This window comes from Sphingomonas sp. (genome assembly GCF_026460985.1).
Classification (GTDB): domain Bacteria; phylum Pseudomonadota; class Alphaproteobacteria; order Sphingomonadales; family Sphingomonadaceae; genus Sphingomonas.
Window position 1 is genome coordinate 1 of sequence record NZ_JAPKNM010000045.1, and the last position, 23,036, is coordinate 23,036.

Consider the following 23,036-nt stretch of genomic DNA (forward strand, 5'->3'; position numbering starts at 1 on the left):
CCTCCTCCATCGCCGCGATCACCGCGGGATGCTGGCCCATCGCCAGATAGTCGTTCGAGCACCACACCGTGATCGGCTTCGGCCCGTTATGCCCCGCGAAGCAGCGCGCGTTCGGATAGGCGCCCTTGTTGCGCAATATGTCGATGAACACGCGGTACCGACCCTCGGCGTGCAGCCGGTCGATCGCCTGGTTGAAGACCCGCGAATAGTCGACTGCGGCGGGCGACGGGCTGTCCTGAGTGCGCATGGGACCCTCCCCTAACTCCAAAGCCCGCCGATTTCCAGCCGTCCGGCCTAAGCAATTGTCCCACGCCATATGCGCGCCACGCATGGCGCCCCCCTAAGCTCTCCACAAATCCCGAGTCGCGCCATCACGCCGAAGCCGCAGAACTGCTATGGAAGAACTATCGTGGGCGACTCGGAGTCGCAAGCAAGTCCGCGACCGAGAGGAAGTTCGTGCCCCCGCTTGTGTGACGGAGCGACCAAGATGAGCGGCAACATGCATGGCCGGGATCTCGAATATTATGAACGACGCGAGCGGCAAGAACGCGAGCGTGCCGCGCGCACCGACGACATGATTGCAAAGCGTCTCCATCTCGAAATGGCGGAACGCTATTCGAACCTGCTGCAAAACCCCGCCGCCAACCCCCCGGCGGCACAGGCCTAGAGCGTCTCGACCTCGACCAACCCGAAGCGGGCCAGCGCCGGCGCGAGCCTTTCGGTGCGCGCATTTCGCGCGGTGAAGACCGCGCGGCCGGGCACCGGCGCCTCCGGCCACGCCTGCCCCTCGGTCAGATGCGCGACGCGGCGCGCGATTCCCGGGCCGCCGTCGACGAATCGGATCGCACCGCCGGTCGCAGCGACGAGCTCCTCCTCGAGCAGCGGGAAATGGGTGCAGGCGTTGACGATCACGTCGATGGCGTCGCCGCGCTCCTGACCGGTCAGCCCGCGCAGCGCCACGCGCACCGCTTCCACCGAGGGCCGATCGCCGGCCAGCGCGGCTTCGGCCATCTCGACCAGTTCGGCGGAGCCGTGGCGGAGCACGACGCAGTCCGCGGCGAAACGCGCGGCGAGATCGTCGACATAAGGCTGGCGCACCGTGGCCTCGGTGCCGAGCACGCCGATGACGCGCGTCCGGCTGAGCTCCGCGGCGGGCTTGATCGCGGGCACCGTGCCGACGATCGGCACGTCGAGCGCGGCGCGGACGTGCTGGAGCGCGATCGTCGAGGCGGTGTTGCACGCGATCACGATCAGCCGCGGATCGTAGCGCTCCGCCAGCCGCCCGAGCAAAGCCAGCACGCGCGCGGCGATCTCCGCCTCGCTGCGGGTGCCGTAGGGGAAACCGGCCGAATCGGCGACGTAGACGAGCGGCGCCTGCGGCAGCAGCCGCGCGGTCGGCGCGAGCACCGACAGGCCGCCGACGCCGGAATCGAAGAACAGGATCGGGCGGCGATCGGCCATCACGGCGCGAATGGCTCGCCGCCGGTGCCCCGTCAACCATTGCTCCAACCATTCCCCGGCCAGCCGCAGTTGCGCCGCGCCCGCCAGCGATTATGTTGGCGAAGTCAGGGGGAAGCCATTGCCAAGTGAAATCGTCTGGATGCCTCCCGCGGCCGCGATCCTGCTCGGCTATCTGCTGGGCTCGATCCCGTTCGGCGTGCTGCTGACGCGCTGGGCCGGGGCGGGCGACCTTCGCCAGATCGGCTCGGGCAATATCGGCGCGACCAACGTGCTGCGGACGGGACGCAAGGGCCTTGCCGCCGCCACCCTGCTGCTCGACCTCGCCAAGGGCGCGGCGGCGGTGCTGCTCGCCGGCTGGCTGCTGCCCGGAACGGCGGTGCTCGCCGGGATGGGCGCGTTCCTCGGCCATTGCTACCCGGTCTGGCTGCGCTTCAAGGGCGGCAAGGGCGTGGCGACGCTGATGGGGATCGTCGTCGCGCTGCACTGGCCGTCGGGCCTCGTCTATGCGGCCGTCTGGCTCGGCCTGCTCGGCGCGCTGCGCATCTCGTCGCTCGCCGGCATGACCGCGGCGATCAGCGCGCCGGTGAGCGCCGCCTTCTGGGGCCGCATCGACCTGGTCCTGCTGCTCCTCGCACTCGCGATGATCGTGCTGTGGAAGCATCGCGAGAATATCGAGCGCCTGCTGAACGGAACCGAGCCGCGCATCGGCAAGAAAAGTGACTGACCGGCGCGGGCCGCGAAACGCATGAAGGATCCGCGCGAGGCAAGGCTGCGGCTGCTGCGTTCGGCGAATATCGGCCCCGTCACCTATCGCCAGCTGACCGCGCGCTACGGCAATGCGGAGGCGGCGCTGGAGGCCCTCCCGATGCTCGCGGCGCGCGGCGGCGGACGCGCCCCGGCGATCGCCGATATCGGCGTGGTCCGGCGCGAGATCGCCCGGGTCGAGAAACTGGGCGCGCGCCACCTGTTCCTCGACGACCCCGATTACCCGCTTTTGCTCGCCGAACTGGAGAGCGCGCCGCCAGCGCTGATCCTGCGCGGGCGGCTCGAGCTCACCCGACGCACCTGCGTCGCGATGGTCGGCGCGCGCAACGCCTCCGCCGCCGCCTGCCGCTTCGCGCGCCAGCTGGCGCTGGGGCTCGCCGAGCGGGACGTGACGGTGGTTTCCGGCCTCGCCCGCGGCGTCGACACCGCGTCGCATGTCGGATCGCTCGCGGGCGGCACCGTCGGCGTGATCGCCAGCGGCATCGACATCGCCTTCCCGCCCGAGAATGCCGACCTCCAGGAACGGGTCGCCCGCGAAGGACTGCTCGTCGCCGAACAGCCGCCGGGCACCGAGCCGCTCGCGCGCTTCTTCCCCTCGCGCAACCGCATCATCGCGGGTCTCGCCATGGGGACCGTGGTGGTCGAGGCCGCGCCCAGGTCCGGATCGCTGATCACCGCGCGCATCGCCGCCGAGGCGGGCCGCGAGGTCATGGCCGTCCCCGGCTCGCCGCTCGATCCGCGCGCGCAGGGCTGCAACCTGCTGATCCGCGAAGGCGCGACCCTGGTCCAGTCGGTCGACGACATCCTCGAGGCGATCCGCCCGATCGATCCCCGTGCGGTACGCTCGCCCGTCCATCGCTTCGAAGGCCCGCCGCCGGAGGACGCGACCGATGCCGATCGGCGCGCAGTCGCCGCGCTGCTCGGCCCGGTACCCGTCGCCGTCGACGAACTCATCCGCCAGTCGGGCCTTGCTCCAGCGGTCGTCCAGACCGCGCTGCTCGAACTGGAACTCGCCGGGCGCCTCGAACGGCATGCGGGCGGGCGCGTGAGCCTGGCATGACGGGCGCGGCCATTGCGCCCGATCGCCAAGGGTGACGCCACTTCAAATCCTCCCCCGCCAGGGGGAGGTGTCAGCCGAAGGCTGACGGAGGGGGCGGAACCACTGCGCTCTATTGGAGAGTGCGCTGCTTACCTCCCCCTCCGACGCCTTCGGCGTCACCTCCCCCTGGCGGGGGAGGATTTAAATGTCGATGCGGCCTAGTACCATGTCCGTCGGGGACCCGCCGGCTTCCGCGCAAAACAGGGTTCCGGGGCTGGCAAGTCGCCGAACCGCTCCTACATGCCCGCAGCAACCAGCTTCCCCAGGGAGACTTCCGACATGGCCGACGCCCCCGACCCCGCAGGCAACCAGCCCGCCGGTTATGTTCCGCCCAGGGTATGGAAGTGGGAGCAGCCCAGCGGGGGCGCCTTCGCCAATATCAATCGGCCGATCTCGGGCGCGACGCACGACAAGGAACTGCCGATCGGCGCGCATCCGATCCAGCTCTATTCGCTCGGCACGCCCAACGGGCAGAAGGTGACGATCATGCTCGAGGAGCTGCTCGCCGCCGGCCATGCAGGCGCCGAATATGATGCCTGGAAGATAGACATCGGCACCGGCGACCAGTTCGGCAGCGGCTTCGTGAGCCTCAATCCCAATTCGAAGATCCCGGCGATGGTCGATCGCTCGGTCGATCCCGCGATCCCCGTGTTCGAGAGCGGTGCGATCCTCGTCTTTCTCGCCGAGAAGTTCGGCGCCTTCCTGCCCACCGATCCGGCGAAGCGCGCCAGGACGATGAGCTGGCTGATGTGGCAGATGGGCTCGGCGCCGTTCCTCGGCGGCGGCTTCGGCCATTTCTTCGCCTATGCGCCCTTCAAGATCGAATATGCGATCAACCGCTATGCGATGGAAGTGAAGCGCCAGCTCCACGTGCTCGACACGCACCTGGCAACCAACCGCTACGTGGCGGGCGACGACTATACGATCGCCGACATGGCGATCTGGCCCTGGTATGGCGGCGTGGCGCGCGGCGATGCCTATGCCGGCGCGGCCGAGTTCCTCGATACCGCCGGATATGCGCACTTCAATCGCTGGGTCGCCGAGGTCGGCGCGCGCGAGCCGGTGCAGCGCGGCCGGCTGGTCAATCGCGGCTCGGGGCCCGAGGAGTTCCGCCTCGCCGAGCGCCACGCCGCCGCCGACATCGATGAAGTGCGCGCGCGGATGAAGGCGTCGGGCGCCTAGACCGGGCCGCAGTCCCGGCACCGCGCAGCGCCGATCCCGTTCCCCCCGCTTGACGCGGCGGCGCGGCTGCCCATCCTCATACGCGTACGCGAAGGACAACGAACCCACATATGCAGCTCGTCATCGTCGAATCGCCCGCAAAGGCGAAGACCATCGAAAAATATCTCGGCAAGGATTACCGCGTCCTCGCTTCCTACGGCCATGTCCGCGACCTGCCCGCGCGCGACGGATCGGTGAACCCGGACGAAGGGTTCGCGATGGAGTGGGAGACCTATGCGGACAAGTCGAAGCAGCTGAAGGCGATCGCCGACGAGGCCAAGAAGGCCGACCGCCTGATCCTCGCGACCGACCCCGATCGCGAAGGCGAGGCGATCAGCTGGCACGTCCAGGAAGTGCTCAGGAACAAGAAGGCACTGCCGAAGGAAGTCGAGCGCGTCACGTTCAACGCGATCACCAAGCCCGCGATCCTCGAGGCGATGAAAGCGCCGCGCGAGCTCGATACCGACCTGATCGACGCGTACCGCGCTCGCCGCGCGCTCGATTATCTCGTCGGCTTCACGCTCTCGCCGGTACTGTGGCGCAAGCTGCCGGGCGCCAAGTCGGCGGGCCGTGTCCAGTCGGTCGCGCTGCGGCTGATCGTCGAGCGCGAGCGCGAGATCGAGGGCTTCCGGCCGCAGGAATATTGGTCGGTCACCGCCGACATGGAGCAGGACGGCACGCCCTTCCAGGCGCGGCTGGTCAAATATAAGGGCGACAAGCTCGACCGCCTCTCGATCGGCAACGAGGGCACCGCGCTCGCCGCGAAGAAGGCCGTCGAGGAGGGCCGCTTCTCGGTCGCCAGCGTCGAGACCAAGCCGGCGATGCGCAACCCGCCGCCGCCCTTCACCACTTCGACGCTCCAGCAGGAGGCCGCGCGGAAGCTCGGCTTCTCGGCGAGCCACACGATGCGGATCGCGCAGGGGCTCTACGAGGACGGCGCGATCACCTATATGCGTACCGACGGCGTCCAGATGGACGGCGGCGCGATTCAGGAAGCCCGGAAAGCGATCGCGACGCGCTATGACGGGTCCTACGTCCCCGACAAGCCGCGCCAGTACCAGACCAAGGCCAAGAACGCGCAGGAAGCGCACGAGGCGATCCGCCCGACCGATTTCTCGAAGGATCGCGTCGGCTCGGGCGACCATGGCCGGCTCTACGACCTGATCTGGAAGCGCGCGCTCGCCAGCCAGATGGCCAGCGCACGGATGGAGCGCACCACGATCGACCTCGAGGACGGTACCGGCCAGCATGGCCTGCGCGCCACCGGCCAGGTCGTACTCTTCCCCGGCTATCTCGCGCTCTACGAAGAGGGCCGCGACGACGAGGGTGACGAGGATTCGCGCCGCCTGCCGCGCATGTCGTCAGGCGACGCGCCCGCCAAGAAGGCGGTCAATGCCGAGCAGCATTTCACCCAGCCGCCGCCCCGCTTCTCCGAAGCCTCGCTGGTCAAGCGGCTCGAGGAATTGGGCATCGGCCGACCGTCGACCTATGCCTCGATCATCCAGACCTTGAAGGACCGCGCCTATGTGCGGATCGAGAAGAACCGCTTCTTCGCCGAGGAGAGCGGGCGGCTGGTGACGGCGTTCCTCGAACGCTTCTTCGAGAAATATGTCGGCTATGATTTCACCGCCGAGCTCGAGGAAGAGCTGGACGACGTCTCGGGTGGCCGCGCAGAATGGCAGGCGGTGCTCGAATCCTTCTGGAAGGACTTCAAGCCGCGCACGAGCGAAGTGATGGAGCAGAAGCCAAGCGAGGTGACCGCCGCGCTCGACCTGTTCCTCGAACCTTATCTCTTCCCGGCCAAGGCGGACGGCAGCGATCCGCGGCTGTGCCCGAACTGCGGCAACGGCCAGCTCGCGCTGCGCGGCGGCAAGTTCGGTGCGTTCGTGGCGTGCTCCAACTATCCCGAGTGCAAGTTCACCCGCCGCTTCGGCCAGCCGGGCGGCGAAGGCGCCGAATCGACCGGCCCGGAAGTGCTGGGCGTCGATCCGGAGAGCGGGCTCAATGTCGAGCGCAAGTCGGGCCGTTTCGGGCCATACATCCAGCTCGGCGAGGGCAAGGACGCGGCGCGCGCCTCGATCCCCAAGGATGTGGATCTCGATCTCGAATGGGCGCTGAAGCTGCTGAAGTTGCCGCGGACGATCGGCAACCATCCCGAGACCGGCAACCCGATCACCGCCTCGATCGGCCGCTACGGCCCCTATCTGGCGCATGACGGGAAATATGCCCGGCTCCAGTCGACCGCCGAAGTGTTCGAGACCGGCATGAACGCCGCGGTGGTCAAGCTCGCCGAGGCCGCGGCGGGCGGCGGACGCCCGGCACGCGGAGCCGCGCGCGAGCCGCTCAAAATGCTCGGCAAGCATCCGCGCACCGAGGCCGAGATCAGGCTGATGGAGGGCCGCTACGGCGCCTATGTCACCGACGGCGAGACCAATGCGACCTTGCCCAAGTCGATCGACAAGGACCAGCTGACGCTCGAGGAGGCCGCCCAGCTGATCGACGCGCGCGCCGCCGCGGGGCCGGCCAAGGGCAAGGGCAAGAAGAAGGCCGCGCCGAAGAAGAAGGCGGCGGCGCCGAAAAAGGCAGCGGCGAAGAAGTAGTGCTCAATCCTCCCCCGCCAGGGGGAGGTGGCGCCGAAGGCGACGGAGGGGGCGGAATCACGCCGGTAGTGAGTCGCCGTCCTCCCCCTCCGTCAGCCTGCGGCTGACACCTCCCCCTGGCGGGGGAGGATTTGGGGAGGGCCGCCCATCCTATTAAGTCAGGCCGCGCGCAGTTCCACCCCGCGCAGCCAGGCGCGTGCGGCTTTCTGCGCCTCGATGATCTCGCGCGCGCTCATGTCCTCGGCGATCTCGGCGCGGCACTCGGCGGCGCGCTCGCTGCCCGAGACGGCGGCGATGTTGAACCATTTGTGCGCCTCGACGAGATCGACATCGATCCCCTCCGCGCCGCTCGAATAGACGATGCCCAGATCGAAACAGGCCTTCGCGTCGCCCCGCGTCGCATCGCGCAGACGGCTCTCGACCAGGAAACGCGCGCTCTTGAGACTGTTGCCCATTGCCGCTCACCCAATTTGCTGATCCCTACGGCTGCAAGGATTGGCAGGTAAGCGGCAAACAAAAGGTTAACGCGGTTAACCGTAATCACTCGTAGTCACGGGAATATTGTCGATCAGCCGCGTGCCGCCGATCCGCGCCGCGGCGAGCAGCCGCATCGGGCGGCCCTCCATCGGCTCGCCCAGCGTCTCGGCATCGGCGAGCGCGACATAGTCGATCTCGAACCCCGCCGCGGTCAGCATCTCGCGCGCCTGGGCGAGCGCCGCCTCCGGGTCGCCGCCCTTGGCGATCGCGCGCTCCGCCACGCCGAGCGCACGCGGCAGCGCCACGGCACGCGCGCGATCCTCGGGGACCAGATAGACGTTGCGCGAGGAGAGGGCGAGCCCGTCATCCTCGCGCTGGGTCGGCACGCCCTGGATCTCGATGTCAAGGTTAAGGTCCGTCACCAGCCGGCGGATCACGGCGAGCTGCTGCCAGTCCTTCTCGCCGAACAAAGCGATGTCGGGCCGCACCTGGTGGAACAACTTGGCCACCACCGTGGCGACGCCGTCGAAATGGCCGGGCCGGTGCGCGCCGTCGAGCACCTCGCTGATCCCGCTCACCGAGATGTTGGTGGCGAAGCCCTCCGGATACATCACCTCGACCGGGGGCATCCATAGAAGGTCGACCCCCGCGGCAGCGAGCATGCGCGAGTCGGCGAGTTCCTTGCGCGGATATTTGGCGAGGTCCTCGTTCGGGCCGAACTGCTTCGGGTTGACGAAGATCGACACCACCACGCGCTCGGCCGCGCGCTTCGCCGCCTCGACCAATGCCATGTGCCCGTCGTGCAGCGCGCCCATGGTGGGCACCAGCGCTACCCGTTCGCCCGCCGCGCGCCAGGCGGCGACCGCCTCACGAAGAGGAGCAGGCTGACGGACGGTTTGCACGCTTGGACACTTTCGATAAGACAGGAGCGCGGCCTTCTATGGGCCGCGGGCGGCGGGATCAATAAAGGATGTTGTGGGCTTGACCGACGGAGCTAAGCGCTTGCACGTGCTCGTTTTTGCCAACGAGAAGGGCGGCACCGGCAAGTCGACCACGGCGGTCCATGCGGCGATCGCGCTCGCCGCGAAGGGCGCGCGGGTGGCGTGCTTCGACCTCGATCACCGCCAGCGCACGCTCGGCCGCTATCTCGACAATCGCACCGCCACGATCAAGCGCATGGGCCGCGATCTTCCCATGCCCGAATATGAGACGCACGACGGCGAGAGCATGGACTTCTTCTCCGAGACGCTCGAGCGGCTCGGCGCGAACGCGGATTTCCTCGTCATCGACACGCCCGGCCGCGACGACAAGTTCGCCCGGATCGCGGTGACCAACGCCGACACGCTCGTCACCCCGATGAACGACAGCTTCGTCGATTTCGACCTGATCGGCCATGTCGACCCCGAGACCTTCAAGGTCTCGCGCCCGAGCTTCTATTCGGAGCTGATCTGGGAATCACGCAAGCGCCGCGCCAAGGCCGATGGCGAGACGATCGACTGGGTGGTGCTCCGCAACCGCATGCAGCACATCGAGGCGCGCAACATGCGCCGCGTCTCCGAGGCGATCGACCAGCTCTCCAAGCGCGTCGGCTTCCGCGTGATCTCGGGGCTCAGCGAGCGCGTCATCTATCGCGAGCTCTTCCCGCAGGGACTGACGATGCTCGACAGCCGCGAGTTCGGCGAGATGGGCCTCAGCCACGTCGCCGCGCGGCAGGAGCTGCGCGAGATGATGGCGGGGCTCGCGCTCCCCGAAATCGCGATGCCGCTGTTCGCCTGATGACCAAGGCGATCCTTGCGGCGCTGATCCTCGCGGCGCTCTATTATCTGTTCCTGAAGCCGCGGCCCAAAAAGCCCCGCGCTCCGAAAATGCCGCAGGACGAGGCGCGCGCGATCCTGGGCGTGGGCGCCGATGCCGACGAGGAGGCGATCCGCAGCGCGCACCGCCGGCTGGTGAGCGCGGTGCACCCGGACAAGGGCGGATCGGAGGAATTGACGCGGCGCATCAACGCCGCGCGCGATACGTTGCTTCGCCGTAACGCATAGCGCACACAGATCGCCGCTTCGGCCTTGTTGCAGTGCGGCAATTGAACTTTCGCCGCCTTGGCGCTTTAGGCCGGCAACACCTTCCTGGGAGGTATCATGACGCACCGTTTCGACCCCACTTCACTCCGCGAATACGACATTCGCGGCATCGTGGGAGAAGCGCTTGGACCTGACGACGCGCGCGCGATCGGACGCGGCTTCGCGACTTTGCTCCGCCGCGCCGGCGGGCACCGCGTGGCGGTGGGCCGCGACGGCCGCATCTCGTCGCCCGAGCTCGAGGCGGCGCTGGTCGAGGGGCTCACCGCATCGGGCTGCGACGTGGTGCGCGTCGGGCTCGGCCCCACGCCGATGCTATATTATGCCGAGGCAGTGCTGGAGGTGGACGGCGGCATCCAGATAACCGGCAGCCACAATCCCGGCAATTACAACGGCTTCAAGATGGTGCTCCAGCACCGTCCCTTCTTCGGCGAGGACATCCAGACGCTCGGCCGCATGGCCGCCGAGGGCGACTGGGAATCGGTGGAGCCCGGCGAGGAAGGCAGCGTCAGCGACTATGACATCCTCGACGACTATGTCGGGCGGCTGATGGCGGGCTATGCCGGCGGCGCCTATCGCGTCGGATGGGATACGGGCAACGGCGCCGCCGGTCCGGTGATCGAGAAGCTGGTCAAGCTGCTGCCGGGTGAGCACCACACGCTGTTCACCGACGTGGACGGTCATTTCCCCAACCATCATCCCGATCCTACCGACGAGAAGAACCTTGCCGACCTGAAGCGGCTTGTCGCCGAGAAGCAGCTCGATTTCGGACTGGCCTTCGACGGCGACGGCGACCGGCTGGGCGCGATCGACGGCCAGGGCCGCGTGGTCTGGGGCGATCAGCTTCTCTCCATTTTGGCCGAACCCGTGCTGCGCGAAGTGCCCGGCGCGACGATCATCGCCGACGTCAAGGCGAGCCAGGCACTCTACGATCGCGTCGCCGAGCTCGGCGGAACGCCGCTGATGTGGAAGACCGGCCATAGCCTGATCAAGACCAAGATGAAGGAGACGGGCGCGCCGCTCGCGGGCGAGATGAGCGGCCACATCTTCTTCGCGCACAACTATTACGGCTTCGACGACGCCCAGTATGCCGCGGTGCGGCTGATCCAGGCGGTCCATGTGATCGGCAAGTCGCTGACCGCGATCAAGGACGCGATGCCGGCGATGGTCAACACGCCCGAGATGCGCTTCCAGGTCGACGAGAGCCGCAAGTTCGCTGTGATCGACGAAGTGCTCGACCGGCTCGAGGCCGAGGGCGCCGACGTCAACCGCACCGACGGCGCGCGGGTGAACACCCCCGACGGCTGGTGGCTGCTGCGCGCCTCGAACACGCAGGACGTGCTCGTCGCGCGCGCCGAGGCGAAGACCCAGGAAGGGCTCGACCGGCTGATGGCGCAGATCGACGCCCAGCTCGCCGCGAGCGGGCTGAAGCGCGGTCCGCAGGCCGGGCACTAAACGGGTCGAACCGCTCGGGCGGGTGGAACCCTGATCCTGGATCAAGGGTTCATCCGCTCGAGTGGGATCGGGCCGTGACTGACAAGATTTTCAGCGACATCGCAGAGATCGAAGACGCGCAGGCTGCGCTTCGCGAAAGCATCGAGGCGACCAAGGAATTGGCCGAGCGCGCCGAGGACCTGCTGCAGCAGTGCCGGGCGCGCGCCGAGCGCGAGAATGCCGGCAACTGTCGCTGATCCGGGACGGCCGATCCGCCGGCCGCGCGTTTTCGGCTGGCATTTCCCCGCGCCACGCCCCACCTAGGCGTCATGGCCTCACCCGCCCCTTCCATCATCCGCGTCATCGATCTCGAAACCACCGGCCAGGCGCCGCCGCAACATGGCGTGTGCGAGATCGGCTGGCAGGACGTCGCGCTCCAGCGTGACGGCCGTTGGGAGATCCAGGGCGAAGGCGGCAGCCGGATGGTCAATCCGGGGCGGCAGATCCCGCCGCTGACGATGGCCGTGCACCATATCCGCGACGAGGACGTCGCCGACGCGCCTTATTGGCACGATGTCGCGCGGCCGGTGCTCGATCCCTGGCCGCGGCGCGTGGCGCTCGCCGCGCACCGCGCCGATTTCGAGCAGCAATTCTGCACGGCCTCGCTCACCCGCGGTGCCGACTGGATCTGCACCTGGAAGTGCGCGATGCGGCTCTGGCCGAGCTCGCCGGGCTTCTCCAACCAGATGCTGCGCTATTGGCGCATGCCCGAGGGGCTGGTGCACGAACGCGGGCTGCCGGCGCACCGCGCCTTCCCCGATGCCTATGTGACCGCGCACCATCTGCGCGACATGCTCAACGAAGCGAGCGTCGCGCAGTTGATCGCATGGTCGAACGAGCCGGGGCTGCTGCCCCGCGTCCGCTACGGCCCCGATCGCGGCAAGGAATGGAGCGAGATCGACGACGAGTCGCTCGCCGTCTTCCTCAACGACCGCGACGTGGACGTGCGCCACACCGCGCAGCAGGAGCATATCCGCCGCACCGGCGGCGGTCCGGTCGGCCGCAATGCGGCGACCCAGCAGCTGCTGCTTTAGACGATCGGCATTCGGCTTTCGGCCTTCCCCTCCCTGCAAGGGAGGGGTCAGGGGTGGGTAGCGACGGACGAGGCTCGATGTCTCGTCCGTCGCTTTTCATCGGATCGGTAGTTGAGTCTTTTAGGCGCGCAGACGCGCGCACCCACCCCCAACCCCTCCCTGCAAGCAGGGAGGGGCGTGTTTGACGCCAAAAGTCGGTTTCCTAACGCCGCCCCGCGATCAGCGCGCGAACACCCTCCAGCACCCAGCCATAGACGAGGTGCGACGCCGCGCCATAGGCATGGACGGCGAGCGGCGTCTCGTCGGGCGCCGGGGCCAGCCCGGCCGCCGGAACCGCCGCCTCGTCGAGCAGAGCCGCCGTCGCGATGCCATAGGCGCTGCCGAAGCCCGAGCGCGCCTCGGGCCGATATTCGGTGAGCACGCCGTAGATGCCGCCGATCACCGCGCCGGCGACATAGTGCACCATCTGCCCCGCCGGCTCGCGATAGGGCTCGGGAACGGGATCGCCGATCGCCGCCTGGCTCGCCGCGTCGGCGGCCTTCACCGTCGCCGGATCATCGTCCTCCTGGTCCGGGAGCAGCTTCTGCGCCTGGGCCTGGAACGCCGCCATCGCCGCCGACGCGACCAGCCCCGCGGCCACGCCGGCGAGCAGCCCGAGAAAGGGGCGCGGTTGCCGTGCCATCAGTAGGCGACGCGCGTGGCGGCCAGCTTGTGCTTCGCCAGCTGCTCCTGGACGCTGCCGGGTCCCGCGAGATGCCCCGCGCCCACCGCAATGAAGACGGTGCCGGGCTTTTCCATCCGCTTCCCGATCCACTCGGCCCAGCGGGCATTGCGATCGGTGAGCAGCACCTTGGCGATCTCGGGCGTGTCGGAGAGTTCCTCGTTCATCGTCTTGCCCAGCGCCTCGGGATCGCCCGCGGACCAGCTGGCGACCATCTTGTCGAGCGTCGCCCCCATCCTGGGATAATCGTCCACCGTCGAGACGAGGTACTTGACCTGGAGCGCCTCGGGCAAGGTATCGAAATAGCCGAGCTGCTGCTCCGCCGTCTCGAGCCCGGCCACCGGCTTGTTGGCGGTCTTCGCCGCGGCGCTGAGCGTGCGTTCGGCGCCGCTTTCGGGATCATAGCCGAGCTTGGGCAGGCCGGCGACGGTGAGCGTCACCGCGGCGAACCAGGGATCGAAGCGGTCGAGCGCCGCGGCAGGCACGCCGATATCGGCCAGCGCCTTGCCAAAAGCGTCGCGCTTGTCGGCCGGGAGCTTCTCGGTGAGCGTCGGGCCCTCGGGGCTGATCGCGGTCTTCATGATCAGGCCCTGCATCGCCGCCGGTTCGGGCTCGACCATTTCGAGCATCAGTTCGTCGCTCTTGTCGAAGGCCGCCTTCACGCCCTCGTCGAACCAGCCAAGGCCGGGCTTGAGCACATGGACGGTGCCGAACAGGTAGATGGTGGTGTCGGCATCCTTGATCACCCACAGAGCCGGATCGGCGTCCTTGACCTCCTGCGCTTGGGCCGCCGGAGCGAAGAGCAGCGCCAGGGCAGTCATGGCGCACGGCAGGAAGTGACGCATTCCGTTCAATCTCCGGTGGGGCAAATATGTCCTCATTCTAGCATCCGGCGCCGGTCAGGCGAGGTCTTTCAGCAGCGTGGCGGCGTCGGCGAGCAATGCCGGATCGATCGACGCGCCTTCGAGCACCAGCTTGCGGCCCTGGACATAGTCCTTGGTCGCGTTGACGCAGTCGAGCGCGATCACCCGACCGTCGCGCAAATAGATCACCGAGAAGCTGCGACTCGCTGGATCGCCGCGGACGACGGTGGCGTCGTGCCCGGTCGAGATGCCGACGGTCTGGAGCCTGAGGTCGTACTGGTTCGACCAGAACCAGGGCACCGCGTCATAGGCCGCATCGATCCCGAGGATCGTCTTCGCCGCCACGGTCGCCTGGTCGTTGGCGTTCTGGACCGATTCGAGGCGAATGGAGCGATCCCCGGCGAAGCGATTGGCGTGCAGCGCGCAATCGCCGACCGCAAAGACGTCGGGCAGCGAGGTGCGGCATTGCGCGTCGACCAGCACGCCATTGCCGCCGGCCGCCCCCGCATCGAGCAAGGGGGCGACCGCGGGATCGATGCCGATGCCGACGATCGCCATCTCCGCCGGAAGGACCTCGCCATCGGCCAGCCGCACCCCGGTGACGCGATCCTCGCCTTCGATGATGTCGACCGCCACGCCGAGGCGTATCTCGACGCCGTGCGCGCGATGCTCTTCCTCGAAGAAACGCGACAGCGGCGCGCCGGCGACACGGGCGAGCACGCGGTCCTGCGCCTCGAGCACGGTGACCGCGCGCCCGAGCTTGGCGAGCACCGCCGCGGCCTCGAGCCCGATATAGCCGCCGCCGATCACCGCGACGCGGCGCACCTCGGGCAACTCGGCGATCATCCGGTCGACATCGGCGCGGGTGCGCACGGTGTGCACGCCGGTCAGGTCGCTACCCGCGCAGGCAAGCCGGCGCGGCTTGCCGCCGGTAGCCCAGATCAGCGTGCCGTAGCCGATCCCCTCCCCCTCAGCGGTGGTGATGCTGTGCGCGGTCGGATCGACGCGCACAACCGAACGGCCGGGCAGCAGCGCCACGTCCCGTTCTTCCCAGAAGGCGGCATTGCGGATCAGCAGCCGCTCGAACGGCTTGTCGCCCGCGAGATACTCCTTGGAGAGCGGCGGGCGCTCATAAGGAAGCTCGGGTTCGTCGCCGAGCAATGCGATCGATCCGGCGAACTTGTTCTGCCTGAGCGCGATCGCCGCCTGCGCCCCGGCATGGCCGGCGCCGACGATCAGGACGTCGTAGCGGCTCATGCGCGGAGCCTCGCCGCGTGCCAGGCGACATGGTCGGCCAGGAAGCTCGAGACGAAATAATAGCTGTGGTCATAGCCCGGCTGGAGCCGCAGCGTCAGCGGGATGCCCGCGGCGTCGCAGGCGGCACGCAGCAGTTCGGGGCGAAGCTGCTCGTGGAGGAACTGGTCGGCGCCGCCGACATCGACGAGCAGTTCGGGAATGCGCGCGCCGTCGAGGATCAGCGCGCAGGCATCATAGGGGCGCCACGAGTCGCGGTCCTCGCCGAGATAGCGGCCCAGCGCCTTCTCCCCCCAGGGCACGACGCTCGGCGCGACGATCGGCGCGAAGGCGGAGACGCTGCGGAAGCGTGCCGGGTTGCGCAGCGCGACCGTGAGCGCGCCATGCCCGCCCATCGAATGGCCGGTGATGCCTTGGGCGCCCATGTCGGCGGGGAATTCGGAACCGATCAGCCTGGGCAGCTCCTGCTCGACATAGGCACGCATGTGGAAATGCGAGGCCCAGGGCGCCTCGGTCGCGTCGACATAGAAGCCCGCGCCCTGGCCGAGATCATAAGCGGAATCGTCGGGAACCCCTTCCCCGCGCGGGCTGGTGTCGGGCGCGACGAAGATCAGGCCCTGCTCGGCGCAGGCGCGGCGATACTCGCCCTTCTCGGTGACGTTGGCATGGGTGCAGGTGAGGCCGGAGAGATACCAGAGCACCGGCAGCTTCGCGCCCGGATCGTGCGGGGGGACATAGACCGAGAAGGTCATGTCGGTGCCGGTCGCCAGCGAGGCGTGGCGGTACACGCCCTGCACGCCGCCATGGGATTTGTTGGTGGAGAGGGTTTCCATGCGCGTACCTTACCGGAAAACGATCGTGCGGATGCCATTGAGGAAGACGCGCCGCGCGCCGACCCATTGCACGGCGCGGGCGAGCACCTGCGCCTCGATGTCGCGGCCGATGCGGATCATGTCGTCGACCGAGGCGCGGTGATCGATGCGCTCGACCGCCTGCTCGATGATCGGCCCCTCGTCGAGGTCGCTGGTGACGAAATGCGCGGTCGCGCCGATCAGCTTCACGCCGCGCTCGTGCGCGCGGTGATAGGGGCGCGCACCCTTGAAGCTCGGCAGGAAGCTGTGGTGGATGTTGATGCAGCGCCCGGCCAGCCGCTCGGCGAGCCCAGGCGACAATATCTGCATGTAGCGCGCGAGGATGAGATAGTGGGCATCCAGCGTCTCGAATCGATCGAGCAATGCCGCCTCCTGCGCCTCCTTGCCCGCGGGCAGCAACGTGAAGGGCAGCCCATGCCATTCGGTCAGCGCGCGCAGCGTATCGTGGTTCGAGACCACGCCGACGATCTCGACGCCCAGCGAACGCGTCTGCCAGCGATGCAGCAGATCGTTGAGGCAATGCGACCCTTGCGACACCGTGATCAGCACGCGCGGCCGCTCGGCCGCGTCGGAGAGCTCCCAGTTGAGCGCAAGGCTGTCGGCGACCGGCGCGAAGGCCGTGCGGAGCGCATCGGTCTCGAACGGCGCACCTACCGCCTTGAACTCGACGCGCATGAAGAAGCGCCCGGCATCGAGATCGGCATATTGCTGGCTGTCGAGGATGAACCCGCCCCGCTCGGCCAGGAAGCCGCTCACCGCCGCGACGATGCCGGGCCGGTCGAGGCAATCGAGCGTGAGGATCCACGAAGGCGGCATCAGCCGTCGACCACCGGACACGGTGCCCAGTGACCGGAGAAGGCGGCGAACTTCTCGTCGAGATTGACGGCCTCGTTCACGCCGGCATGCGCCATACCGCGCAAAGCTTGTTGCCGTCGGGATCGCGGACATAGGCGAGATGCATCTGTCCCAGCAGGCCGCCGTCGCGCAGGCCGGGCGGATCCTCGATCGAAGTGCCGCCATGCGCGATGCCGGCGTCGTGGAATGCCTTTACTTGCTCGGGCGACGAGCATTTGAAGCCGATCGTGCCGCCATTGGCGCAGCTCGCAGGCTCGTCGTTGATCGGCTCGGAGATGCCGAGCGTCCCGCCCTCGTGGCGATAGAAGAGCCGCTTGTGCCCGCTGGCCGCGACGTGGCGAAGCGGCTCGCCCGAGAAGCCGAGCGTGCCGAGCACCGCGTCGTAGAACTGCTTCGATCGTTCGATATCGTTCGAGCCGATCACGATGTGATTGAACATGGGTTGCCCCTCAATAGACCACGACGCTGCGGATGCTCTCGCCGGCGTGCATCAGGTCGAAGCCCTTGTTGATCTCCTCGAGGGTGAGGACATGGGTGATCATCGGGTCGATCTGGATCTTGCCGTTCATGTACCAGTCGACGATCTTGGGCACGTCGGTGCGGCCCTTGGCGCCGCCGAATGCGGTGCCGCGCCAGTTGCGCCCGGTGACGAGCTGGAAGGGGCGCGTCGCGATCTCCTTGCCCGCCTCGGCCACGCCGATGACGATGCTGGTGCCCCAGCCGCGGTGGCACGCCTCCAGCGCGGTGCGCATCACTTCGGTGTTGCCCGTGCAGTCGAAGGTGAAGTCCGCCCCGCCGTCGGTGAGCGCCAGGATCTCAGCGATCGTCTCCTCGCGCGACTTGCCGCGGCCGTCGACGAAGTCGGTCATGCCGAACTTGCGGCCCCATTCCTCGCGCGCCGGGTTGATGTCGACGCCGATGATCCGGTTCGCGCCCGCCATCTTCGCGCCCTGGAGCACGTTGAGCCCGATGCCGCCCAGCCCGAACACCACGACATTGTCGCCCACCTGGACCTTGGCGGTGTTGACCACCGCGCCGACGCCGGTGGTGACGCCGCAGCCGATATAGCAGCTCGTCTGGAAGGGCGCGTCCTCGCGGATCCTGGCCACTGCGATCTCGGGCAATACGGTGAAGTTCGAGAAGGTCGAGCAGCCCATATAATGGAAGATGGTCTGGCCCTTGTACGAGAAGCGCGACGTGCCGTCGGGCATCAGCCCCTTGCCCTGGGTCGCGCGGATCGCGGTGCAGAGGTTGGTCTTGCCTGAGAGGCACGACTTACACTGGCGGCATTCCGGTGTGTAGAGCGGGATGACATGGTCGCCGGGCTTCACGCTGGTGACGCCCGGACCCACCTCGCGCACGATCCCCGCGCCCTCATGGCCGAGCACGCTCGGGAAGATGCCCTCCGAATCCAGGCCGTCGAGCGTATAGGCGTCGGTATGACAGATGCCGGTCGCCATGATCTCGACCAGCACCTCGCCGGCCTTGGGGCCTTCGAGATCGAGCTCGACGATCTCGAGCGGCTTCTTCGCCTCGAACGCGACGGCGGCCCTGGTCTTCATGATCGACTCCCGATTGGTTGTTACGGGTCTGATCAGGGAATGGGCGCCGCGTTGCAAGCGCCGAGGCGCCGCATGCTCAATGACGCAGCTTGTGGACGATCGCCGCGAGCGCCGCGCCGAGCGCGAGGCCGAACAGCCCCGAGGCGATCGCAGTGACCAGCCACGACAGGATCGCGCCGACGCCGCCCATGTGCGCCACCTGCTCGGCCAGATGATGGATCGCGCCCTCGGGCTGGTGGACGCCCAGGCTGTTGAGGCCGTGGATCAGGATCCCGCCGCCGACCCAGATCATCGCCGCGGTGCCGATCGCCGACAGCCACTGCATCACGAGCGGCATGCCCTTGACCAGCCCCCGCCCGATAGCGCGCACGCCGGCGGCGCGGCGTTCGGCGAGATGCAGGCCGATATCGTCCATCTTCACGATCAGCCCGACGACGCCATACACGCCGATGGTGATCCCGATACCGACGACCGCCAGCACCACCGCCTGGTTGAGGATCGGCGATCCGGCGACGTCGGCCAGCGCGATCGCCATGATCTCGGCCGACAGGATCAGATCGGTGCGGATCGCGCCGCCGACCTTGGACTGCTCGAGTTGGGCGGCGTCGAGGATGGTTTCCTCCTCCTCGCCATGTTCCTCGCCGCGCAGCACCTCGATCACCTTCTCGGCGCCCTCGAAACACAGATAGGCGCCGCCGAGCATCAGCAGCGGCGTGATCGCCCAGGGCGCGAAGGCGCTGAGGATCAGCGCGGCGGGAAGCAGGATGAGCAGCTTGTTGCGCAGCGATCCGACCGCGATCTTCGCGATGATCGGCAATTCGCGATCGGGCGACAGCCCCACCACGTAGCGCGGGGTGACCGCGGTGTCGTCGACCACCACGCCGACCGCCTTGCTCCCGGCCTTTCCCGCCGCCGCGCCGACATCGTCGAGCGAAGCGGCGGCGAGCTTGGTGATGCCCGCGACGTCGTCGAGCAATGCAACCAGTCCGGAGGGCATGAGAAGCGGTTCCCCTTTTCGAATGTCGATACGGCCCCGGCGGGGTGCGCCCCCGAAGGGTTCAATCGGTCATCAGGTCAAGAAGGAAAATGGTGCTGCCGGTGAGGATTGAACTCACGACCTCAGCCTTACCAAGGATGCGCTCTACCACTGAGCTACGGCAGCACTCGCCGGTCCGGGACCGGGCGGGAGGGGCCTATGTGCTTGGGGCCGACCGATTGTCAACCCGAAGCCGACCGGTTTATCGACTGTCCGCATGAACGATGCGGAGAAGAAGGCGCGACTCGCCGAGGCGCTGCGGGCGAATCTGCGGAAACGCAAGGCGCAGGCGCGCGAGCAACGCGCCGATGCCGAGCCTCAGAGCGCGTTCACCCAGGCGGCCGTCGATTCGCCGAGATGATAGGCCTTGTTCGCGATCGCATGCGGACCCATCAGGTACATCGCCATGGTGACGGCGCCCGCCAGAAACCACATCATGCGATTGGCGCGACCTTCGCTTCCAACCATTGCCGTTCTTCCTCGCTCAGATGCGGGCCGACCACTCCCATGACCCGCGCGTGATAGCTATTAACCCACTGAAGTTCCTGTGGGGTTAACAGCGCCGGATCGATCAGCCTGCGCTCGATCGGCGCGAAGGTGAGCGTCTCGAAGGCGAGCATCGGCTGCTCGGCTCCGGGAATCGCGGCCTCGATCACCAGCACGAGATTCTCGATGCGGATGCCGTATTCGCCGGCCTTGTAATAGCCGGGCTCGTTCGAGAGGAACATGCCCGCGCGCAGCGGCTCGAGGCTCTGGCCGCCGGGATAGAAAGGCTGGGCGATGCGCTGCGGCCCCTCGTGCACCGAGAGATAGGCGCCGACGCCGTGGCCGGTGCCATGGCCGTAATCGAGCCCCACTTCCCAGAGCGGCGCGCGCGCGAAGCTGTCGAGCTGCGCGCCGGTGGTGCCTGCGGGGAAGATCGCGGTGGCGATGCCGATATGGCCCTTGAGCACGCGGGTGAAGCGGTCCTTCATCTCGGGCGTCGGCTCCCCCACCGGCATCACGCGCGTCACATCGGTGGTGCCGTCGGCATATTGGCCGCCCGAATCGACGAGATAGAGCTGCCCCGATTCGATCGGCAGGCTCGATTCCTCGGTGACCTTGTAATGCGGGATCGCGCCGTTGGGACCGGTGGCGGAGATCGTGTCGAAGCTCAAATCCTTGAGCACGCCGGTCTCCTCGCGGAATTCCTGCAGCTTGGCGGCGGCGGACATCTCGGTGAGCCCACCGGCGGGCGCGGTCTCCTCGAACCATTTGAGGAAGCGGACGAGCGCTGCGCCGTCACGCGCCTGCGCGGCCTTTTGTCCCGCGATCTCGGCGGGGTTCTTGAGCGCCTTGGCGAGCACGACGGGATCGCGCAGGCTCAGCACCTTCGCGCCGCCCTTGTCGAGCGAATCGAAGATCGCGGCGACCGCGCGCTCGGGATCGGCGGCGACGCGCTTGCCGGCGAAACCCTTCAGCGCGGGCGCGAAGGTGGCGCGGTCATGGACGCGGATCGCATTGCCGAGATGCTGGCGCACCGCATCGGTGAGCTTCTCCGGCGCGACGAACAGGTCGGCGGTGCCGTCGGCGTTGACGATCGCATAAGCGAGCGCGACCGGGGTGTGCGCGACGTCCTGGCCGCGGATGTTGAACGCCCAGGCAATCGAATCGAGCGCCGAGAGCACGACCGCATCGGCCTTGCGCGCATGGAGCCACTCGGCGATCTCGGCGCGCTTGGCCGCCGAGCTGCGCCCCGCGGCGGCATCGTCCTGGACGGCGAGCGTCGCGTCCGACGGCGCGGGGCGATCGGGCCACACCGCATCGACCGGATTGGTATCGACCGCGACCAGCTCGGCGCCCTTCTCGGCGAGCGCCCTGCGCGCTTCCTCGACCCAGGCGCGGGTGTGCAGCCACGGATCATAGCCGATGCGACCGCCTTCGGGGGCGTGCTCGCCGAGCCAGCCGGCGATGCTCACCTGCGGCACCGGCACATATTGCCAATGATCGGCCGAGACCTGCTGGCGCACCTGGAGCGTGTAGCGCCCGTCGGTGAAGATCGCGGCCTCGCTCGAGAGCACCACCGCGCTGCCGGCGCTGCCCTGGAAGCCGGTGAGCCAGGCGAGGCGCTGGGCATAGGCGCCGACATATTCGGACATATGCTCGTCGGTGAGCGGCACGACGAAGCCGTCGAGCCTGTCGCGCCTCAATTGCTCTCGAAGGGCGTGGAGGCGATCGGCATAGGTGGACATTTCAGAACATCCCTGCCCGGCGCGGGCAAAAAGTTGACGAACAAGTTGACGAAGTTGACCAGTCCCTACGCGCGCGCGGCGGGCTCGACCCGGGCGAGGCGCGGCTGCGGGTGGCACGAACCAACATGCACTCCGAATCGCAGACGAAATCCTACTTTGAAAGGCCTAAGTCGCGCTATCGTGGCGGCATGGACGCTTTTCCCCTGCCCCGCCGCGACGTGCCCACGCCAGCGTTGATGCTCGACCGCGCGGCGCTGGAGCGCAACATCGCGGCGATGGCCGCCTTTGCCGAGGCGCAGGGGATCGCGCTCCGTCCGCACGCCAAGACGCACAAGAGCGGCGCGATCGCGTGTCGGCAGATCGCGGCGGGCGCCGTGGGCATCTGCTGCGCCAAGCTGGCCGAGGCAGAGGCGCTGGCCGGCGATGGCGTGCGTGACGTGCACCTCACTTCGCCGGTGGTCACCCCCGCGGTGATCGCGCGGCTGGCGGCGCTCAACCGGCGGATCGCATTGTCGGTGGTGGCGGACCATGTCGACAATGTGCGCATGCTCGGCGCGGGGGTGGATGCGCCGCTCCGCGTATTCGTCGACCTGGATCCGGGGAGCCATCGCACCGGCGTGACCTCGGCGGCGGCGGCGGTGGAACTGGCTCGCGCCATCGCCGCGACCGGCACGCTGCAACTGGCGGGGGTGCAATTCTATTGCGGCTCGCACCAGCACATCCAGGACCTCGCCGAGCGGCGCGCCGCGATCATGGAGCGGACCGGCTATCTGCGAAGCGTGCTCGACGCACTGCGCGGCGCCGGTTTCGAAGTCCCGGTGGTGACCGGCGGCGGCACGGGGACTTTCGCGATCGATGCCGAGCTGGGCGTGTTCACCGAGCTGCAGGTCGGATCCTATGTCTTCCTCGACCGCGAATATAGTGATTGCGAGCTCGCCGGGCCGCGCTTCGAGCCCGCCTTGTTCGTCGATGCGACGGTGGTCAGCGCGAACACCCCCGGCATGGTGACGATCGACGCGGGATTGAAGGCGTTCGCGACCGATGCCGGCGTGCCGGTGGTGCTCGGCGGCGCACCCGAGGGAAGCCGCTACGCCTTCACCGGCGACGAGCACGGCGCGCTGATCGGGGACGGCCTTCCCGGGCTCGGCGCGCGCGTGACGCTGATGCCGCCGCACTGCGATCCCACGGTCAACCTCTACGACCGCTATCACGTGCTCGACGGCGACATGGTCTCCGAAGCCTGGCCGGTGACCGCACGCGGTCGATCGACCTGAGCAGGACGGATCGACATCCAAATTCCCCTCCCTTCAAGGGAGGGGTTAGGGGTGGGTTGGCACCGGCCGGGGCTCGATGCCCCGGCCGGTGCCTTTTGCTGCACGATTGGCGAATCTTTTAGGCGCGCAGACGCGCGCA

At 68.1% G+C, this 23,036-nt stretch carries 23 protein-coding genes, 1 tRNA gene and 1 pseudogene; 11 read left to right on the top strand and 14 right to left on the bottom strand.

Annotation, left to right across the window (positions count from 1 at the left end; translation table 11 throughout):
* Positions 1–247 (bottom strand): annotated as a pseudogene (locus MT490_RS07275) (5-aminolevulinate synthase); the annotation flags it as partial.
* 240 nt (positions 248–487) lie between these two features.
* Here MT490_RS07275 and MT490_RS07280 point away from each other — a divergent pair.
* Positions 488–667, top strand: coding sequence for a hypothetical protein (locus MT490_RS07280; RefSeq protein WP_297385612.1), 180 nt, complete (start codon positions 488–490; stop codon positions 665–667).
* On the opposite strand, the gene murI is transcribed toward MT490_RS07280, so the two are convergent.
* Positions 664–1,461: a glutamate racemase gene (gene murI, locus MT490_RS07285; protein ID WP_297385613.1), complete on the bottom strand. Its 798-nt coding sequence runs from the start codon at positions 1,459–1,461 to the stop codon at positions 664–666. The two genes, MT490_RS07280 and murI, sit on opposite strands and share 4 nt — an antisense overlap.
* Before the next feature lie 139 nt (positions 1,462–1,600).
* Here murI and plsY point away from each other — a divergent pair, with 139 nt between their 5' ends.
* From plsY to topA, 4 genes are all read left to right on the top strand, one after another.
* Positions 1,601–2,185 (top strand): glycerol-3-phosphate 1-O-acyltransferase PlsY, encoded by a 585-nt coding sequence (plsY, locus tag MT490_RS07290; protein WP_297385650.1) that lies wholly within the window; start codon positions 1,601–1,603, stop codon positions 2,183–2,185.
* A gap of 21 nt (positions 2,186–2,206) precedes the next feature.
* Positions 2,207–3,286, top strand: coding sequence for a DNA-processing protein DprA (gene dprA, locus MT490_RS07295; protein ID WP_297385616.1), 1,080 nt, complete (start codon positions 2,207–2,209; stop codon positions 3,284–3,286).
* Between the two features lie 318 nt (positions 3,287–3,604).
* Positions 3,605–4,507, top strand: coding sequence for a glutathione-dependent disulfide-bond oxidoreductase (gene yghU, locus MT490_RS07300; protein ID WP_297385618.1), 903 nt, complete (start codon positions 3,605–3,607; stop codon positions 4,505–4,507).
* 110 nt (positions 4,508–4,617) lie between these two features.
* Entirely contained in the window at positions 4,618–7,146 is a 2,529-nt protein-coding gene (gene topA / locus MT490_RS07305) for a type I DNA topoisomerase (protein WP_297385620.1), read from the top strand.
* 158 nt (positions 7,147–7,304) lie between these two features.
* On the opposite strand, the gene MT490_RS07310 is transcribed toward topA, so the two are convergent.
* A complete protein-coding gene (locus MT490_RS07310; RefSeq protein WP_297385622.1) occupies positions 7,305–7,601 on the bottom strand; it encodes a hypothetical protein in 297 nt (98 codons plus the stop codon).
* Positions 7,602–7,676: 75 nt separating this feature from the next.
* Positions 7,677–8,525 carry a pantoate--beta-alanine ligase gene (gene panC, locus MT490_RS07315; protein WP_297385624.1) on the bottom strand — a complete coding sequence of 283 codons (849 nt, stop codon included), beginning with the start codon at positions 8,523–8,525 and terminating at the stop codon, positions 7,677–7,679.
* Between the two features lie 79 nt (positions 8,526–8,604).
* Here panC and MT490_RS07320 point away from each other — a divergent pair, with 79 nt between their 5' ends.
* The 5 genes from MT490_RS07320 (at position 8,605) to MT490_RS07340 (ending at position 12,229) form a co-directional block, all read left to right on the top strand.
* Positions 8,605–9,399 carry a division plane positioning ATPase MipZ gene (locus MT490_RS07320; protein ID WP_297385626.1) on the top strand — a complete coding sequence of 265 codons (795 nt, stop codon included), beginning with the start codon at positions 8,605–8,607 and terminating at the stop codon, positions 9,397–9,399.
* On the top strand, positions 9,399–9,665 hold the full coding sequence (locus MT490_RS07325; RefSeq protein WP_297385628.1) for a DnaJ domain-containing protein: 267 nt from the start codon (positions 9,399–9,401) through the stop codon (positions 9,663–9,665). Before MT490_RS07320 ends, MT490_RS07325 begins: the two co-directional genes overlap by 1 nt.
* A gap of 96 nt (positions 9,666–9,761) precedes the next feature.
* Complete coding sequence (gene pgmG, locus MT490_RS07330) at positions 9,762–11,156, top strand: phosphoglucomutase/phosphomannomutase PgmG (RefSeq protein ID WP_297385630.1); 1,395 nt, start codon at positions 9,762–9,764, stop codon at positions 11,154–11,156.
* 74 nt (positions 11,157–11,230) lie between these two features.
* Positions 11,231–11,392 carry a hypothetical protein gene (locus MT490_RS07335; RefSeq protein WP_297385632.1) on the top strand — a complete coding sequence of 54 codons (162 nt, stop codon included), beginning with the start codon at positions 11,231–11,233 and terminating at the stop codon, positions 11,390–11,392.
* A 72-nt stretch (positions 11,393–11,464) separates the two neighbouring features.
* A complete protein-coding gene (locus MT490_RS07340; RefSeq protein WP_297385634.1) occupies positions 11,465–12,229 on the top strand; it encodes a 3'-5' exonuclease in 765 nt (254 codons plus the stop codon).
* Between the two features lie 202 nt (positions 12,230–12,431).
* Here the strand turns inward: MT490_RS07340 and MT490_RS07345 are convergent, their stop codons facing one another.
* The 10 genes from MT490_RS07345 to MT490_RS07390 form a co-directional block, all read right to left on the bottom strand.
* Complete coding sequence (locus tag MT490_RS07345) at positions 12,432–12,911, bottom strand: DUF1440 domain-containing protein (RefSeq protein WP_297385636.1); 480 nt, start codon at positions 12,909–12,911, stop codon at positions 12,432–12,434.
* Positions 12,911–13,771 (bottom strand): TraB/GumN family protein, encoded by an 861-nt coding sequence (locus MT490_RS07350; RefSeq protein ID WP_297385638.1) that lies wholly within the window; start codon positions 13,769–13,771, stop codon positions 12,911–12,913. The genes MT490_RS07345 and MT490_RS07350 overlap by 1 nt, the downstream gene beginning before the upstream one ends.
* Positions 13,772–13,849: 78 nt before the next feature.
* Positions 13,850–15,070, bottom strand: a complete 1,221-nt coding sequence (locus tag MT490_RS07355) for an FAD-dependent oxidoreductase (protein WP_297385640.1) — start codon at positions 15,068–15,070, stop codon at positions 13,850–13,852.
* Positions 15,067–15,900 carry an S-formylglutathione hydrolase gene (fghA, locus tag MT490_RS07360; RefSeq protein WP_297385642.1) on the bottom strand — a complete coding sequence of 278 codons (834 nt, stop codon included), beginning with the start codon at positions 15,898–15,900 and terminating at the stop codon, positions 15,067–15,069. The genes MT490_RS07355 and fghA overlap by 4 nt, the downstream gene beginning before the upstream one ends.
* Positions 15,901–15,909: 9 nt before the next feature.
* Positions 15,910–16,755, bottom strand: a complete 846-nt coding sequence (gene purU / locus MT490_RS07365; protein WP_297385651.1) for a formyltetrahydrofolate deformylase — start codon at positions 16,753–16,755, stop codon at positions 15,910–15,912.
* A gap of 76 nt (positions 16,756–16,831) precedes the next feature.
* Complete coding sequence (locus tag MT490_RS07370) at positions 16,832–17,233, bottom strand: VOC family protein (protein WP_297385644.1); 402 nt, start codon at positions 17,231–17,233, stop codon at positions 16,832–16,834.
* Between the two features lie 10 nt (positions 17,234–17,243).
* Positions 17,244–18,356, bottom strand: coding sequence for an S-(hydroxymethyl)glutathione dehydrogenase/class III alcohol dehydrogenase (locus MT490_RS07375; protein WP_297385645.1), 1,113 nt, complete (start codon positions 18,354–18,356; stop codon positions 17,244–17,246).
* A gap of 76 nt (positions 18,357–18,432) precedes the next feature.
* Positions 18,433–19,353, bottom strand: a complete 921-nt coding sequence (locus tag MT490_RS07380) for a DUF808 domain-containing protein (RefSeq protein WP_297385647.1) — start codon at positions 19,351–19,353, stop codon at positions 18,433–18,435.
* Positions 19,354–19,443: 90 nt separating this feature from the next.
* A tRNA-Thr gene (locus tag MT490_RS07385) sits at positions 19,444–19,518 on the bottom strand.
* A gap of 308 nt (positions 19,519–19,826) precedes the next feature.
* Positions 19,827–21,623, bottom strand: coding sequence for an aminopeptidase P family protein (locus tag MT490_RS07390; RefSeq protein ID WP_297385648.1), 1,797 nt, complete (start codon positions 21,621–21,623; stop codon positions 19,827–19,829).
* A 188-nt stretch (positions 21,624–21,811) separates the two neighbouring features.
* On the opposite strand from MT490_RS07390, the gene MT490_RS07395 reads away from it, so the two are divergent.
* The gene (locus MT490_RS07395) at positions 21,812–22,897 is read left to right on the top strand and encodes a DSD1 family PLP-dependent enzyme (RefSeq protein WP_297385649.1); all 1,086 of its coding nucleotides are present in this window, start codon (positions 21,812–21,814) and stop codon (positions 22,895–22,897) included.
* Positions 22,898–23,036 lie beyond the last annotated feature (139 nt).